Source organism: Streptomyces sp. NPDC028289, from assembly GCF_055565975.1.
In genome coordinates this window covers 671378-685214 of the sequence record NZ_JBVHTI010000005.1, presented here as the reverse complement: position 1 = coordinate 685214, position 13837 = coordinate 671378, and the positions used below count along the sequence as shown (strand labels likewise).

Annotated in this window: 13 protein-coding genes; 8 read left to right on the top strand and 5 right to left on the bottom strand. The window is 71.9% G+C overall.

Annotated features, from left to right (window positions below; translation table 11 throughout):
* The first annotated feature begins 150 nt into the window (after window positions 1-150).
* Window positions 151-1332 carry a hypothetical protein gene (locus ACZ4UV_RS27915; RefSeq protein ID WP_467841504.1) on the top strand — a complete coding sequence of 394 codons (1182 nt, stop codon included), beginning with the start codon at window positions 151-153 and terminating at the stop codon, window positions 1330-1332.
* Between the two features lie 9 nt (window positions 1333-1341).
* Here ACZ4UV_RS27915 and ACZ4UV_RS27910 read toward each other — a convergent pair whose 3' ends face one another.
* Both ACZ4UV_RS27910 and clpB read right to left on the bottom strand, forming a co-directional pair.
* On the bottom strand, window positions 1342-1872 hold the full coding sequence (locus ACZ4UV_RS27910; RefSeq protein ID WP_351486951.1) for a type III secretion system chaperone family protein: 531 nt from the start codon (window positions 1870-1872) through the stop codon (window positions 1342-1344).
* Window positions 1873-1974: 102 nt separating this feature from the next.
* Entirely contained in the window at window positions 1975-4608 is a 2634-nt protein-coding gene (gene clpB / locus ACZ4UV_RS27905; RefSeq protein ID WP_451020397.1) for an ATP-dependent chaperone ClpB, read from the bottom strand.
* Window positions 4609-4721: 113 nt separating this feature from the next.
* Here clpB and ACZ4UV_RS27900 point away from each other — a divergent pair, with 113 nt between their 5' ends.
* Window positions 4722-5135, top strand: a complete 414-nt coding sequence (locus ACZ4UV_RS27900; RefSeq protein ID WP_451020396.1) for a pyridoxamine 5'-phosphate oxidase family protein — start codon at window positions 4722-4724, stop codon at window positions 5133-5135.
* A 187-nt stretch (window positions 5136-5322) separates the two neighbouring features.
* Here ACZ4UV_RS27900 and ACZ4UV_RS27895 read toward each other — a convergent pair whose 3' ends face one another.
* Together ACZ4UV_RS27895 and ACZ4UV_RS27890 are read right to left on the bottom strand one after the other, a co-directional pair.
* Entirely contained in the window at window positions 5323-5658 is a 336-nt protein-coding gene (locus tag ACZ4UV_RS27895) for a Rieske (2Fe-2S) protein (RefSeq protein ID WP_089100103.1), read from the bottom strand.
* A complete protein-coding gene (locus ACZ4UV_RS27890; RefSeq protein WP_451020395.1) occupies window positions 5655-5876 on the bottom strand; it encodes a hypothetical protein in 222 nt (73 codons plus the stop codon). Before ACZ4UV_RS27890 ends, ACZ4UV_RS27895 begins: the two co-directional genes overlap by 4 nt.
* A 182-nt stretch (window positions 5877-6058) precedes the next feature.
* Here ACZ4UV_RS27890 and ACZ4UV_RS27885 point away from each other — a divergent pair, with 182 nt between their 5' ends.
* Genes ACZ4UV_RS27885 through ACZ4UV_RS27875 form a run of 3 tightly spaced genes read left to right on the top strand, consistent with a single transcriptional unit; the run spans window position 6059 to window position 8993 of the window.
* The gene (locus ACZ4UV_RS27885; RefSeq protein WP_390048779.1) at window positions 6059-7024 is read left to right on the top strand and encodes a helix-turn-helix transcriptional regulator; all 966 of its coding nucleotides are present in this window, start codon (window positions 6059-6061) and stop codon (window positions 7022-7024) included.
* Window positions 7021-8019 (top strand): helix-turn-helix transcriptional regulator, encoded by a 999-nt coding sequence (locus tag ACZ4UV_RS27880; protein ID WP_451020394.1) that lies wholly within the window; start codon window positions 7021-7023, stop codon window positions 8017-8019. The genes ACZ4UV_RS27885 and ACZ4UV_RS27880 overlap by 4 nt, the downstream gene beginning before the upstream one ends.
* Complete coding sequence (locus ACZ4UV_RS27875; RefSeq protein ID WP_451020393.1) at window positions 8016-8993, top strand: helix-turn-helix transcriptional regulator; 978 nt, start codon at window positions 8016-8018, stop codon at window positions 8991-8993. The genes ACZ4UV_RS27880 and ACZ4UV_RS27875 overlap by 4 nt, the downstream gene beginning before the upstream one ends.
* On the opposite strand, the gene ACZ4UV_RS27870 is transcribed toward ACZ4UV_RS27875, so the two are convergent.
* Entirely contained in the window at window positions 8956-10020 is a 1065-nt protein-coding gene (locus ACZ4UV_RS27870; RefSeq protein ID WP_451020392.1) for a helix-turn-helix transcriptional regulator, read from the bottom strand. The genes ACZ4UV_RS27875 and ACZ4UV_RS27870 overlap by 38 nt on opposite strands.
* Before the next feature lie 394 nt (window positions 10021-10414).
* Between ACZ4UV_RS27870 and ACZ4UV_RS27865 the strand changes: the two genes are divergently transcribed.
* Genes ACZ4UV_RS27865 through ACZ4UV_RS27855 form a run of 3 tightly spaced genes read left to right on the top strand, consistent with a single transcriptional unit; the run spans window position 10415 to window position 13735 of the window.
* Entirely contained in the window at window positions 10415-11962 is a 1548-nt protein-coding gene (locus ACZ4UV_RS27865; RefSeq protein WP_451020391.1) for a circularly permuted type 2 ATP-grasp protein, read from the top strand.
* Window positions 11959-12891 carry an alpha-E domain-containing protein gene (locus ACZ4UV_RS27860; RefSeq protein ID WP_390048684.1) on the top strand — a complete coding sequence of 311 codons (933 nt, stop codon included), beginning with the start codon at window positions 11959-11961 and terminating at the stop codon, window positions 12889-12891. The genes ACZ4UV_RS27865 and ACZ4UV_RS27860 overlap by 4 nt, the downstream gene beginning before the upstream one ends.
* Before the next feature lies 1 nt (window position 12892).
* Entirely contained in the window at window positions 12893-13735 is an 843-nt protein-coding gene (locus ACZ4UV_RS27855) for a transglutaminase family protein (RefSeq protein WP_390048686.1), read from the top strand.
* Window positions 13736-13837: the final 102 nt, after the last annotated feature.

The following is a 13837-nucleotide window of genomic DNA, read 5'->3' as shown; positions in this document are numbered from 1 at the left end:
CCGCCCGTGCCCCGCCAGGTCGATCCTGGCGGGGCACGGTCCTTTCGCGGCTCACCCCAGGGGGCGCAGCGGCTCGTGCCTCTCCAGGGCGCTTCCCCCATCGGGCGTACATTTCTCGCACGCGCCCCGATCGCCCGGCACTGTGCGAATGTGAGCCACGCCAGCACCACCGCCCTCGCCCCGCCCGTCGCGCAGCAGCCCCGCGCCCGGCTGTCCGTCGTCACCGCCGGCGGGGTCGCCGTGGGGCTGTTCGCGGCGGCCCGGCTCACCGGCATGGCCGTGCTGGCGCTGGCCGCCTGGGCGGGCGGCCGGCATCCGCTGACGCTGCTCGGGAGGTCGTGGGACGCGGCCTGGTACCTGGGGATCGCGGCGCACGGCTACGGCCGCACCCTGTACTTCGGTCCCGGCATCGTCCACAGCGACCTGGCGTTCTTCCCGCTCTACCCGGCGCTCATCCGGACCCTGACGGCCGTGACCCCGCTCAGCGGGGCCGGCGCGGGGCTGCTGGTGTCGTGGACGGCCGCCGCCGTCGCCGCGGGCGGGATCTACGCGGTGGGCGCCCGGCTGCACGGCCGCGCGGTGGGCACCGCCCTGGTGCTGCTCTGGGGGCTGCTTCCGCACTCCGTGGTGCTGTCCATGGCGTACACGGAACCGGTCCTGACCGCCTTCGCCGCCTGGTCGCTGTACGCCGTGCTGGCCGGGAACTGGCTGTGGGCGGGCACCCTGGCCGCCCTGGCCGGTCTGGCCCGGCCGAACGGCTTCGCGGTCGCGGTGGCCGTCCTGCTGGCCGCCGGCCGCGAGCTGCACCGCGCCCGCGGCCGGGTTACCCACAGGCTGTGGACGGGCGCGGCGCTCGCCCCGCTGGGCTGGACGGCGTACGTCCTGTGGGTCGGCCGCCGCACCGGCGACGCGCTGGGCGGCTACTTCGGCGTACAGCGGCTGTGGGGTTCGCGCTTCGACTTCGGCCGGGGCTCGCTGGCGTTCGTCCGCACGCTGCTGCTGCGCGGTGACCGGTTCGTCTTCCCGATGGCGCTGGTGATCGTGGCGGCGGCGGTGGTCCTGTTCGCCCTGCTGGCACTGGACCGCGCCCCGTTCCCGCTGCTCGCCTACACCGCCGTGCTCCTGCTGATCGCGCTCGGCGGCTCGGGCTTCTTCGAGTCGAAGCCGCGCTTCCTGCTCCCGGCCTTCCCGCTGCTCCTCCCGCTGGCCCGGGCGCTGGTCCGCACAGCGAGAGCCCGGCCCTGGCACGCGACGGTGGTGGTCACGGCCCTGGCCGGGCTCTCGTTCGGCTACGGCACGTACCTCGTCGTGTACGCGCACACACCGCTGTAGGTCTGCTGCTTACTCGTCGCCGTCTTCCGGCTCGTCGGCCTCGTTGACGGCCTCCTCCAGGCCGAGCTGCTCGACGAGCCACTTGTCGAACTCGATCGCGGCCCGCACCCAGCTGACCGTGGACGAGACGAAGTGGTTGATGTCGACACCCGTGCCGATCAGCATCTGGGCCTCACCGATGAGACGGACGGTGCCGTCGTCGTGGGTGTGGGTGTAGACCTTGGGCCACAGGGTCCGCCGGTTCCAGTCGTCGATGGACTCGAGGAGCTGCGGCTTCTCGTCAATCTTGTGGGGGCGGTCGTAGAACGTCCGCACCGAGAAGACGGCCTGCTCGTCCTCGCCGCGGAACATGAAGTACGTACGGAACTGCTCCCACGGCGCCGCGAGGTCGCCCTCGTCGTCGACGACGTACTTGAGCTCCATCTGGTCGAGGAGCTGCTTCACAAGATCCTGATCCGGGACGACGGGGCCCGCCGGTCCTTGGGGCTGCGGCTCGGGCTGGCCCCCGAAGTTCGGAATCGAGGACGGGTCGATGGTCACCGTGTTTTTCCCTTCATGCGGATTCCGTCATCCTCCCCCATCCGGGGAGGGGGGTGGCAACCCCCGCCCCGGCGGGTTCATCTCGCGTTGGCGGAATTCCGCTCAGAGCGTTTTTCCGGACTCCTGACCGGGGCTTTCCACGGCCTCCTCCGCCGTCGCCGGCCCCACGATCAGCCCCTCCCCGAAGGCGTCCACGCGGATCGTGTCGCCGTCCTTGACCTCGCCGGCCAGGATCTCCTTGGCCAGCCGGTCGCCGATGGCGGTCTGGACCAGGCGGCGCAGCGGGCGGGCGCCGTAGGCGGGGTCGTTGCCCTCCTCGGCGAGCCAGGCCAGGGCCTCGGGGGTGATCTCCAGGGCGAGCCGGCGGTCGGCGAGGCGCTGGGCCAGCCGGTCGATCTGGAGCCTGGCGATCCGGGCCAGTTCGTCCTTGGCCAGGGCGGAGAAGACCACCAGGTCGTCGAGGCGGTTCAGGAACTCCGGCTTGAAGGACTGCCGGACCGTCTCCAGGACCTGCCGCTTCTTCTCCTCCTCGCCGAGGACCGGGTCGACCAGGTACTGGCTGCCCAGGTTGGACGTCAGCACCAGGATGGTGTTGCGGAAGTCGACCGTGCGGCCCTGACCGTCGGTGAGGCGGCCGTCGTCGAGCACCTGGAGGAGGATGTCGAAGACCTCGGGGTGGGCCTTCTCCACCTCGTCCAGGAGGACCACGGTGTAGGGCCTGCGGCGGACCGCCTCCGTGAGCTGGCCGCCCTCCTCGTAGCCGACGTAGCCGGGCGGGGCGCCGACCAGCCGGGCCACGCTGTGCTTCTCGCCGTACTCCGACATGTCGATGCGGACCATCGCCCGCTCGTCGTCGAAGAGGAAGTCGGCGAGGGCCTTGGCGAGTTCGGTCTTGCCGACGCCGGTCGGGCCGAGGAAGAGGAAGGAGCCGGTGGGGCGGTCGGGGTCGGCGATGCCCGCGCGGGAGCGGCGGACGGCGTCGGAGACCGCGCGTACGGCCTCGGTCTGGCCGATCAGGCGGCGGCCCAGCTCGTCCTCCATGCGGAGCAGCTTCTGGGTCTCGCCCTCCAGCAGACGGCCGGCCGGGATGCCGGTCCAGGCGGCCACGACGTCGGCGATGTCGTCGGAGCCCACCTCGTCCTTGACCATGGTGTCCCGGGAGGTCTCCTCCTCGGCCTCGGACGCGGCCTCCAGCTCCTTCTCCAGCTGCGGGATCTCGCCGTACAGCAGCTTGGAGGCGGTGTCGAAGTCGCCGTCACGCTGGGCGCGTTCGGCGGTGCCGCGCAGGGCGTCGAGCTTCTCCTTCAGCTCGCCGACCCGGTTCAGGGACTGCTTCTCGCGCTCCCAGCGGGCGTTGAGGCCGCGCAGGTCCTCCTCCTTGTCGGCCAGGTCGCGGCGCAGCTTCTCCAGGCGCTCCCGGGAGGCCGGGTCGGTCTCCTTCTCCAGCGCCAGCTCCTCCATCTTCAACCGGTCGACGGAGCGCTGGAGTTCGTCGATCTCGACGGGCGAGGAGTCGATCTCCATGCGGAGCCGGGAGGCGGCCTCGTCGACGAGGTCGATGGCCTTGTCGGGCAGGAAGCGGGAGGTGATGTAGCGGTCGGAGAGGGTCGCGGAGGCGACCAGTGCCGAGTCCGCGATCTGGACCTTGTGGTGGGCCTCGTAACGGCCCTTCAGGCCACGGAGGATGGCGATGGTGTCCTCCACCGTGGGCTCCGCCACCAGTACTTGCTGGAAGCGGCGCTCGAGCGCCGGGTCCTTCTCGATGCGTTCGCGGTACTCGTCGAGGGTGGTGGCGCCGACCATGCGCAGTTCGCCGCGGGCCAGCATCGGCTTCAGCATGTTCCCTGCGTCCATCGCGGAGTCGCCGCCGGCGCCCGCGCCGACGACCGTGTGCAGCTCGTCGATGAAGGTGATGATCTGCCCGTCGGAGTCCTTGATCTCGGCGAGGACGGTCTTCAGCCGCTCCTCGAACTCGCCGCGGTACTTCGCACCCGCGACCATCGCGCCGAGGTCCAGCGCCACCAGCCGCTTGTCCTTCAGCGACTCGGGGACGTCGCCCTTCACGATCCGCTGGGCGAGCCCCTCGACGACGGCGGTCTTGCCGACGCCGGGCTCGCCGATCAGGACCGGGTTGTTCTTGGTCCGGCGGGACAGCACCTGCACGACCCGGCGGATCTCCTGGTCGCGGCCGATGACGGGGTCGAGCTTGCCGTCCCGGGCGGCGGCCGTGAAGTCGGTGCCGAACTTCTCCAGCGCCTTGTACTGGCCCTCGGGGTCGGCGGTGGTCACCCGGCGCCCGCCGCGCGCCTTCCGGAAGGCCTCCGCCAGCTTCTTCGCACTGGCGCCCTGCCGGTCGAGCACCTCGCCGGCCGCGCCACCCTTCGCGGCGATGCCGATGAGCAGGTGCTCGGTGGAGAGGTAGTCATCGCCGAGGTCGCCGGCGCGTTCGCCGGCGTCGGCGATGACCGCGAGCAGGTCGCGGTTGGGCTGCGGGGGCGCGACCGTGGAACCGGTCACGCTGGGCAGCGCGGCCAGCACGCGCTCGGCGCCCTGGCGCACGGCGGCCTGGTCGGCGTCGACCGCCGCGAGCAGGTCGGTGATGTTCTCGTTGTCCTGCCCGGCCAGCAGAGCCAGCAGCAGGTGGGCAGGGGTGAGGTCCGCGTGCCCCTCGGTCACGGCCCGGCTGCTGGCCGCGTTGATCGCGTCCCGGCTCCTGTTGGTCAGCTCGGCGTCCACGTTCGCGTTCTCCTCCTCGGCGTCGTACGGCTGACTCAGCCAACGTACACAAAGTTGAGTCTATTCCACTCAAGGTGCAAGCGGGAGCCCTTCCCGGGACTACCTTCCGAGCCATGAGTACCTACCGCGTGAACCCTGCCGCACCGGACGAGGCGTACCTGCGCTTCTGGCTGGAACGCCACCTGTGCACCCTCACGACCCTGCGGCCCGACGGCAGCCCGCACGTCGTGCCGGTCGGGGTGACCTACGACCCGGAGGCGGGCCTCGCCCGGGTGATCACGAACAGGGCGAGCGTGAAGGTGTCCCACGTACTGGCCGCGGGACCGGACGGGGCGCGGGTGGCGGTGTGCCAGGTGGCGGGGCGGCGGTGGGCGACGCTGGAGGGCCGGGCGTCCGTCCGGACCGAGTCGGCGAGGATCACGGAGGCGGAGCGCCGGTACGCCGAGCGGTACGGGAGGACGCCCGGCGAGAATCCGTCGAGGGTGGTGATCGAGATCGCGGTGGAGCGGGCACTGGGGCGCGGCTGAGGGCCGGACAGGGGCGGGGCGGCCGACCGGTTCTGGCGATCGGTTTCAGCCACCGTGAGGCAGGACCGAAACCGGCCGAAACATCGAAATATCCCCCAAAACTGCAGCGGCGTCACCGTGTTCAGGTCACGGTGACGCCGCTGCGGGGGGAAGCACCTGAGCGATCTTTTACGACGGGGGAATCGCGTCAGGCACTGCGGGGGGTGGCCGAGATGGTCCTCACGTCCGGGACGTCCGGCTCAGCCAGCCGGTGGTCCCGTTGGTCCAGATTCACAAAGATCATTCCGTACCGGATCGCGCACCGCACGGGCTGCGGCGCACCCCGGGGCTTGCGCAGGCACCGGTACGCCCGTACGTCCTCATCCTCGTCGCGCGTGACGACGACCGGCTCACCGAAGACGGTCACCATCAGCGAGTCACCGGAGTGGGGGATCGCGGTGACAAGGTCGATGAAGTGCCAGCCCGAGCGGTAGGCCGTGGCCATTTCGCGGCGGAAGGAGCGGTCGTCGGGTGGGGTGGTCATGACGAGACGGCCCAGCTGCTGTCGTCGGCCGGGGCGACCCAGGAACTGTCCCCGGGAACGTCGGACGCCACGATCACCCAACTGCTGTCACCGGGAACGGCGGCGGTGGTGCTCCAGCTGCTGTCCCCCGCGATGTCACTCTTCGTCGCCGAGAGGCCGCCCAGCGCTCCGAAGGCCACAACGGCGGAGAAGGCGGCGACAAGCGCCGAGCGAAGCATTCTCTTATGCATAGTCGGCTTCGTCCTCATTTGAAGGTCACCTCTCCCCCGTCCGAATACGACGATGGCCCATTCCGGCACGTCGTGGCCACACAATCGATGCATCATGTTCCTGCACGTTCAGGACCCTGGGGGGTGGAGATTTGACAATAAATGAGACTAAGCGGACACATCCCCACGGGCTGACCGACCTGTGCGAGGACGGGCGCCGTCTCTACGGGAACGCTCTCCGGACGGGACGCGTCGCCCGTGCGGATGTGGAACCGGCGCCATGTCTGATGGAGTTCGCCCTCCTTCATGCCGATCCGGACGACCCGAACTGGCTGCGCCCGGTCCCCCCTTCGATCGCCCTCGCCCAGCGGCTGAACCCGATCGAGAACGAGATCACCCAACGCAGGCGGATGTCGATCGAACTCGCCGACGCTTTCGAGCCGTTCATGACTCTCAGCGCCCAGTCCACGACGACCACGCACTCCATCACGGTGCTGGAGGGACTGGACCGGATCAACGCGGCCCTCGACCTGGCCACCGCTCAGTGCCAGACCGAGATGCTCACCGTCCAGCCCAGCCGCCGGCGACTGGAACACACCCTCACCAAGGCCCTGGAACGCGACCGGCCGCTGATCGAACGCGGCTGTCGCATCCGCACCCTCTACCAGCATCCGGCCCGCTACAGTCCCGAGACGCTCGCCTACGTCGCCCAGTTCACCGACGGCAAGGTGGAGTACCGGACGATCGACGAACTCGTCGAGCGGCTGATCATCTGCGACGAGACCGTGGCCTTCATCCCGACCCGCGACGACGGGGAGATCGCCCTCGAACTCCGTCACCCGGGACTCGTCCGCTACCTGATCAAGGTCTTCGAGTTCATGTGGACCCGCGCGGTCCCGCTGAGCGCCGGCGCGCCCTACGAGACCGCCCCCGACGGCATCACCGAGATCCAGCACTCCATCGCCAAGCTCCTCATCGAGGGCCATGTCGACGAGGCCATAGCCCGGCGCCTGGGCATGAACGTCCGCACCTGCCGGGCCCACATCGCCAAACTGGCCCAGCTCCTGGGCAGCGGCAGCCGCGCCCAGCTCGGCTACCTGATCGCCCAGTCCGGAATCCTGGACGAGACGCCTCCCGAGGAGGCCGCCCGGCCGTGACCCCCGACCCGCATGCCGAGCACGGCGTCGAGGACCTGTGCGCCGCGGGCGCGGAACTCTACGAGCGTGCCCTCGGCCACGGGCACGTCTCCGCCCAGGACGCCACGGGGGTGCCCTGCCTCCTCGCCCTCGGCCTGCTGCGCCCGGCGCCGGGCGACCCCGGCCGGCTGGAGCCCGTGGCCCCGGCCGTCGCCCTCGACCGGCTGCTGCGCGGTGCCCGGGTCGGCATCGCCGACGAGTGGCGGCGGCAGGAGCGGCTGGCCGAGCTCTTCGCACCGCTGATGCACCTCGCACCGGACACCGGCACGGTGCCGTCCTCCCCGGCCCTGCGGCTGCTCAGCGGCACCCGGCGGATCAACCAGGCCATCGGCGAGGCGATGGCACAGGCCCGCGAGGAGATCCTCTGCATCCAGCCGCACGCCGGCATGGTCGGCGAGCGCGGCACCGCCGCGGGATCCGTCGCCTACGAACGCGACAAGGCGTTCCTCGACCGCGGCGGCCGGTTCCGCACGCTCTACCAGCACACCCTGTTCCACGTGCAGGCGGTCTACGCCTACGCCGAATCCCTGCAGGGCGACACCGTGGCCCGCGGCCTCGACGAGGTGCCCGACCGGCTGATCGTCATGGACCGCACCGTCGCCTTCCTCCCCGCCGACGACGACGGCCGCATCGCCCTCGAAGTCCGCCACCCCGCACTCATCGGTTACTTGGCCACCGCCTTCGACCGCCTCTGGCACCTGGCCACCCCGATGTTCCCCAAAGCCGAGCACCGCCCCTCCGTCAACGGCATCACCCCCCGCCAGCAGGCCATCGCCGCCCTCCTCGTCGAGGGCCACACCGACGCCGTCATCGCCGCCCGCCTCGGCATGAACATCCGCACCGCCCGCGTCCACATCGCCAAGCTCGCCGCCACCCTGGGCAGCGAGAGCCGCGCCCAGCTCGGCTACCTCATCGGACGCTCGGGGATCCTCAAGGACCGCGAGGGCCGACCGTGACCCACTGCGAGCACGGCGTCGAGGAGCTGTGCCCGGCCGGCGCGAAGCTGTACGAACGCGCCCTGCGCACCGGGCACATCAGCGCGGAGGACACCGCCGAGGCCCCCTGCCTCACCGACTTCGGCCTGCTCCACCCGGCCCTCGACGACCTGGGCCGGCTGGAGCCGGTGGCCCCCGCCGCGGCCCTGCACCGGCTGCTGCGCTCCTCCGCCGCCCGGATCGCCGACGAACGGCGGCGCGAGGAACGGCTGCTGGCGCAGTTCGAACCGCTGCTGCGGGCCGGCGAACCGGGCCCGGACGGCGAGACCCCCACGCTCCGCCTGCACAGCGGCACCAACCCCATCAACCAGGCCATCACCGACGCCATGGCCGAGGCGGGCCGTGAGGTGCTCTGCATCCAGTCGCACGCCGGGCTGACCGGCCCCCGCGCCCGCGCCGCCGTCGCGGCCGCCCGCGAGCGCGACCAGGCGATCCTCGACCGCGGCGCCCGCATCCGCGCCCTCTACCAGCACACCCTGCGCCATGTCCCGGCCGTGTACGGCGGCTTCGAGCAGCTGCGCGGCGACATCGAGGTGCGCGGCCTCGACGAACTGCCCGACCGGCTGATCGTGATCGACCGCGAGGTCGCCTTCCTCCCGGCCGACGGCGACGGCGCCCTCGCCCTCGAAGCCCGGCACCCCGCGCTGATCAAGTACTTCGTCACCATCTTCGACCGCCTGTGGCGCCTGGCCAGCCCCCTCTACCCGGTCCTCGAGCACCGCCCCACCGTCAACGGCATCACCCCCCGTCAGCAGGCCATCGCCGCCCTCCTCGTGGAGGGGCACACGGACGCCGTGGTCGCCGAACGCCTCGGCATGAACATCCGCACGGCCCGCGTCCACATCGCCAAACTGGCCGCCACCCTGGGCAGCGAGAGCCGCGCCCAGCTCGGCTACCTCATCTCACACTCGGGGATCCTTGATCAGGAAGACTGACCGCGTCCGAGGCCGCGTCGGAAGCCGCGCTCGTGCCGCCCGGCGGCCGGTCCAGTCCCACCTGCGCTATGCGCACGCCCAGTTGGGTACGGCTGGCCGCGCCGAGGGTCTCGGAGAGGCGGGCGATGTGGGCCCGGCAGGTGCGCACGCTGATGCCGAGGCGTTCGGCGATGACCGCGTCCTGGTGGCCCTCCGCGAGCAGCGCCGCGATGGACTGCTCGCGGTGCGAGATGCCCTCGATGCCGGTGTCGGGGAGCGGGGCGGTGAGCGGGATCGCGAGACGCCAGAGGCGTTCGAAGACCGTGACGAGGTACTCGACGAGGGCGGGGTGGCGCAGCTCCAGGGCCATCGTGCGGTCGGAGTTCGCGGGGATGAACGCCACGGTGCGGTCGAAGAGGATGAGGCGGTCGATGACCTCGTCGAGCGTGCGGGCCTCGACCGCGTCGCCCATCAGCTCCAGGTAGTTGAGCAGGCCCTGGCCGTGCCGGGCGACGTGCGTGTACAGGTCGCGCATCCGCACGCCCCGCCCGCGCAGGGCGACGGCCCGGTGCAGCCCCTCGGTCAGCTCCGACTCACGTCGGATACCGCCCGGCTGCACCGTCAGCACCTCCTGCGTACAGGCCTCCGTCGCCTCGTCCATGGCCGCCTGGATCCGGGCCAGCCCGTCGAGCACCCGGATGGCGGCCGTGCCCTCCGCGGAGGCCGACACCGCCTGCAACTGCCGTCCCAGACCGGCGTACCACTCGAACGCCTCGACCGCCGACCCCACCCGCCGCTGGCTGTCCGTCACCTCGTCGTACACCCCGCGCAGCAGCCGGGTCATGACCTCCTGCGGGGCGGTCGGCACCAGCCAGTCCATGTCGTCGGGGTCGGGGTGCAGCAGCGCCAGCTCAAGCAGGCAGGGCACCGTGTCGGCGTCCGTACGCGGCACCCGGCCCCGGCGCACGGCGCGGGAGTACACACGGTCCCCGACGGCGCACAGCCGGTCGGCACCGTGTGGATGCTCCTCCGTCCCGTGCCCGGCCATCGACCGTTTCACCCCCGGTTTGCTGCCTCTTCCGCAGCGCAACTATGAGCGGTCCGGACCGGGTCCGCAACACGGCTCCCCTCGCCCGGGGCGTCGTAATGCCCGGATGCGACCGGATATCGCACCGCCTCCGCCGGTCACGTTGCAACAAGATGACGGTGGTGGCAGGGGGGTGCGGGCGGCATCGTGGGAGCCGCTTCCCACGGGTGTCGCCGGACACCCGGCGGGGCCCCGGGCCATCCTCCCCCGATCGGGCCGGGGCCCTGTGCAACGCACCCACGGGGGAGGTGCGTTGCAGGGAGGGTCGCTCGCGGACGCGTGACGCGGCGGTCCCGGCGAATCCCCGAAATCCGCCAGTGATCGCCGCGTTACGTGCCCGCTCTAACGTCCCTTCATGGCGGACATATTTGACGCGTACGCGTTGGCCGACGCGTGGGACGAGATGTTTGTGCGGCCGGGTGAGGTCAGGACCGCCTATGAGCCGGTACTGGCGGCGCTCCAGCCGATCGAACCGAGTGAACTGCGGTTCCGGGCCGACCAGATGGCCCGGGCCTTCACCGACCGGGGGGTGACCTACGCCTTCGCGGGTGAGGAACGGCCCTGGCCGCTCGACCTGGTGCCGAGGATCCTCGACGCCCTGGAGTGGGATCTCGTACGAAGAGGCGTGGCCCAGCGGGTCCGGGCGCTGGAGGCCTATCTGGCCGACGCCTACGGACACGCCCGGGCCTTCGAGGACGGGGTGGTGCCCTGGCGGCTGCTGCTGGGCTCGCCGCACTTCCACCGGGCGGCGCACGCGGTGGAGCCGCCGGGCGGGGTGCGCATCCACGTGGCCGGAATCGACCTGGTCCGGGACGAGGCGGGGGCTTTCCGCGTCCTCGAGGACAACGTGCGGGTGCCGAGCGGGGTGTCGTACGTCATCGAGAACCGGCGGGCGATGACCCGGATCTTCCCGTCCCTCTTCGCCGAGCAGCACGTGCTCCCGGTGGACGGGTACGCGGGGCGGCTGCTCGCCGCCCTCCGGGCCGCCGCGCCGGGCGGGGCGGCGAGCGATCCCCGGGTCGTCGTCCTCACCCCCGGGCCCAGCAACGCGGCCTACTTCGAACACGCCCTGCTGGCCCGGCTGATGGGCGTGCAGCTGGTGGAGGGGCACGACCTGGTGTGCCGGAGCAACCGGGTGTGGATGCGGACGACCCGCGGCGAGGTGCCCGTGCACGTCGTGTACCGGCGCCTCGACGACGACTTCCTGGACCCGCTCCACTTCCGCCCCGACTCGGTGATCGGCTGCCCCGGCATCCTGAGCGCCGCCATCGCGGGAAACGTCACACTCGCGAACGCCGTGGGCAACGGCATCGCGGACGACAAACTCCTGTACACCTACGTCCCGGACCTGATCCGCTACTACCTCGGCGAGGAACCGGTCCTCCCCAACGTGGAGTCCTACCGACCGGACGAACCAGGACAGTTGGAGGCCGTCCTCGACCAGCTCGACCAGCTGGTCGTCAAGCCGGTCGACGGCGCCGGCGGGCAGGGCATCGTGATCGGCCCGAAGGCCGACCGGGAGACCCTGGAACGCACTCGCAAAGCCGTCGCCGCCGACCCGCGCGGCTTCATCGCACAACGCCCGGTCGCCCTCTCCACCTCCCCCACCCTCTCGGGTGAACGGATGGCACCGCGCCACATTGACCTGCGGCCGTTCGCCGTGAACGACGGCGACGGCATCTGGGTACTGCCCGGCGGCCTCACCCGGGTCGCCCTCCAGGAGGGCAACCTGATCGTCAATTCCAGCCAGGGCGGCGGCTCCAAGGACACCTGGGTGCTCGCCGAGGGCCCGGCGGAGCGACCCGAGCCGGCAGGGGCGGGCCCGATCCCCGCCGTCGCCCCGCGCCGCCTCGGCCCCGACGGCACCCGTGCGGTCGTACCGGAAGGAGCGCAGCAGCAATGAACGACGTGATCCTCTCCCGTATCGCCGAGTCGCTGACCTGGACCGGGCGGTACGTCGAACGGGCCGACGCCACCGGCCGGATCCTCGACGCCTACCTGCACCGGATGCTGGAGGACCCCTGGCGCGACGAGGACGCCGCCTGCCGGTCGCTGTACGCGATCCTCGGCGTGGACGCCGGCGCGGAACGGGTCGACATGCAGCAGGTCCTGGACCAGCTCGCCTTCGACGCCCGCTCCACCTGCTCCATCGAGGGCGCGCTCGGCGCCGCCCGGCTGAACGCGCGCAGTGCCCGTGAGGCCATCTCCTCGGAGATGTGGGAGTGCCTCAACTCCACCTGGCACGCGCTCGGCGACCGGCGCCGCGCGGCCCGCCGCACCGGCCCCTACGCCTACCTGGAGCTGGTCCGCAGCCGGGCCGCGCTCTTCTTCGGGCTGGCCGACTCGACCATGAGCCGGGACGACAGCTGGCGGTTCGTCGTCCTCGGGCGGAGCCTGGAGCGGGTGGACATGACCGTACGGCTGCTGTCGGTACGGGTGCTCGACGCGGCGCATGCGCCGGACTGGCCGACGCTGCTCAGCGCCAGCGGCGCCGACGAGGCGTACGCACGCGTGCACACCGGCTTCGGGGACACCCCGCGAGTGGCCGAGTTCCTGCTGCTGGACCGGGACTTCCCGCGCTCGGCGCTGCACGCGCTGACCACGGCGGAGGAGTGCCTGGCCGCGCTCGGCCGGCCGCGCCAGGACCCGGCCCGCTCCCCGATCGGCCGGGCCCGCACCCGCCTCGAATACCTGGACACCGCGTCCCTGGAGGAGCAGCTGCCCGTCCTGCTGCGCGACCTCCAGCAGGCCTGCATGGCGTCCGCCGACGCGGTGGCGGAGCGGTTCTTCCCGTACCAGGGGCTCGTGCAGTGGGCCCAGGAAGGAGCCTGAGATGGCTCGTCGCCTCCGGATCCGGCACACCACCCGGGTCTCCTACGCGCAGCCCGCGGCCTCCTCGCACAACGAGGTCCGGATGACCCCGCTGACCCTGCCGGGGCAGACCACGCTGGACGCGCGGGTCACGGTGCAGCCGGCGACCGCCGTCTGGTCGTACTGGGACTACTGGGGCACCCAGGTCACCGGCTTCGACCTCCTGGAGCCCCACGAGGACCTGACGATCACCGCGTCCAGCCTGGTGGAGACGGCGGCGCCGGGCCCGCTGCCGGCCGCACCGGAGTGGGCGGAGCTGGCCGAACGGGCGGCGGGGTCGCGGCTGCTGGAGTTCGTGAACCCGACGGGACGTACGTCGGTGCCGAAGAAGCTGGTGCGGAAGGCGCTGGGCGCCGCGGAGGGGCTGGGCCCGCACGAGGCCGCGATGGCCGTCTCGGGGCTGGTCGCGGACCGCGTGACCTACCTGCCGGGCGCGACCGGCGTGAACACCTCCCCCGCGGAGGCGTGGGCCCAGCGCGCGGGTGTCTGCCAGGACATCACCCACCTCACCATCGCCCTGCTGCGGGGGCTGGGGCTGCCGGCCCGGTACGTCTCCGGGTACCTGCACCCGGAGCGGGAGGCCGAGCTGAACCGGCCCGTCGCCGGGCAGAGCCACGCGTGGATCGAGTACTGGGCCGGCGACTGGTGCGGGTACGACCCGACGAACCGGGTGCGGGCCGGGGAGGACCACGTGGTGGTGGGGCGGGGTCGGGACTACGACGACGTCACGCCGCACAAGGGGATCTACCGGGGGGTGCCGGGAGGGACGCCGGAGGTGACGGTGGAGTTCACGAGGGTCGCGTAGTCGTCTGCGGGCGCGCGGGGGCTGGTCGCAGGGTGCCTCCCCCAGCCTTCGGCTGGGGGAGGCACCCTGCCGGCGCCGGTAAGCGCCCCACCCCCGCCCGCC

Excerpts from the sequence above, each read along its gene's own strand:
- ACZ4UV_RS27870 (WP_451020392.1), bottom strand. The coding sequence starts at position 10,020 with ATGGCCGGGCACGGGACGGAGGAGCATCCACACGGTGCCGACCGGCTG.
- ACZ4UV_RS27900 (WP_451020396.1), top strand. The coding sequence starts at position 4,722 with ATGAGTACCTACCGCGTGAACCCTGCCGCACCGGACGAGGCGTACCTG.
- ACZ4UV_RS27890 (WP_451020395.1), bottom strand. The coding sequence starts at position 5,876 with ATGCTTCGCTCGGCGCTTGTCGCCGCCTTCTCCGCCGTTGTGGCCTTC.
- ACZ4UV_RS27855 (WP_390048686.1), top strand. The coding sequence starts at position 12,893 with ATGGCTCGTCGCCTCCGGATCCGGCACACCACCCGGGTCTCCTACGCG.
- ACZ4UV_RS27865 (WP_451020391.1), top strand. The coding sequence starts at position 10,415 with ATGGCGGACATATTTGACGCGTACGCGTTGGCCGACGCGTGGGACGAG.
- ACZ4UV_RS27860 (WP_390048684.1), top strand. The coding sequence starts at position 11,959 with ATGAACGACGTGATCCTCTCCCGTATCGCCGAGTCGCTGACCTGGACC.
- ACZ4UV_RS27895 (WP_089100103.1), bottom strand. The coding sequence starts at position 5,658 with ATGACCACCCCACCCGACGACCGCTCCTTCCGCCGCGAAATGGCCACG.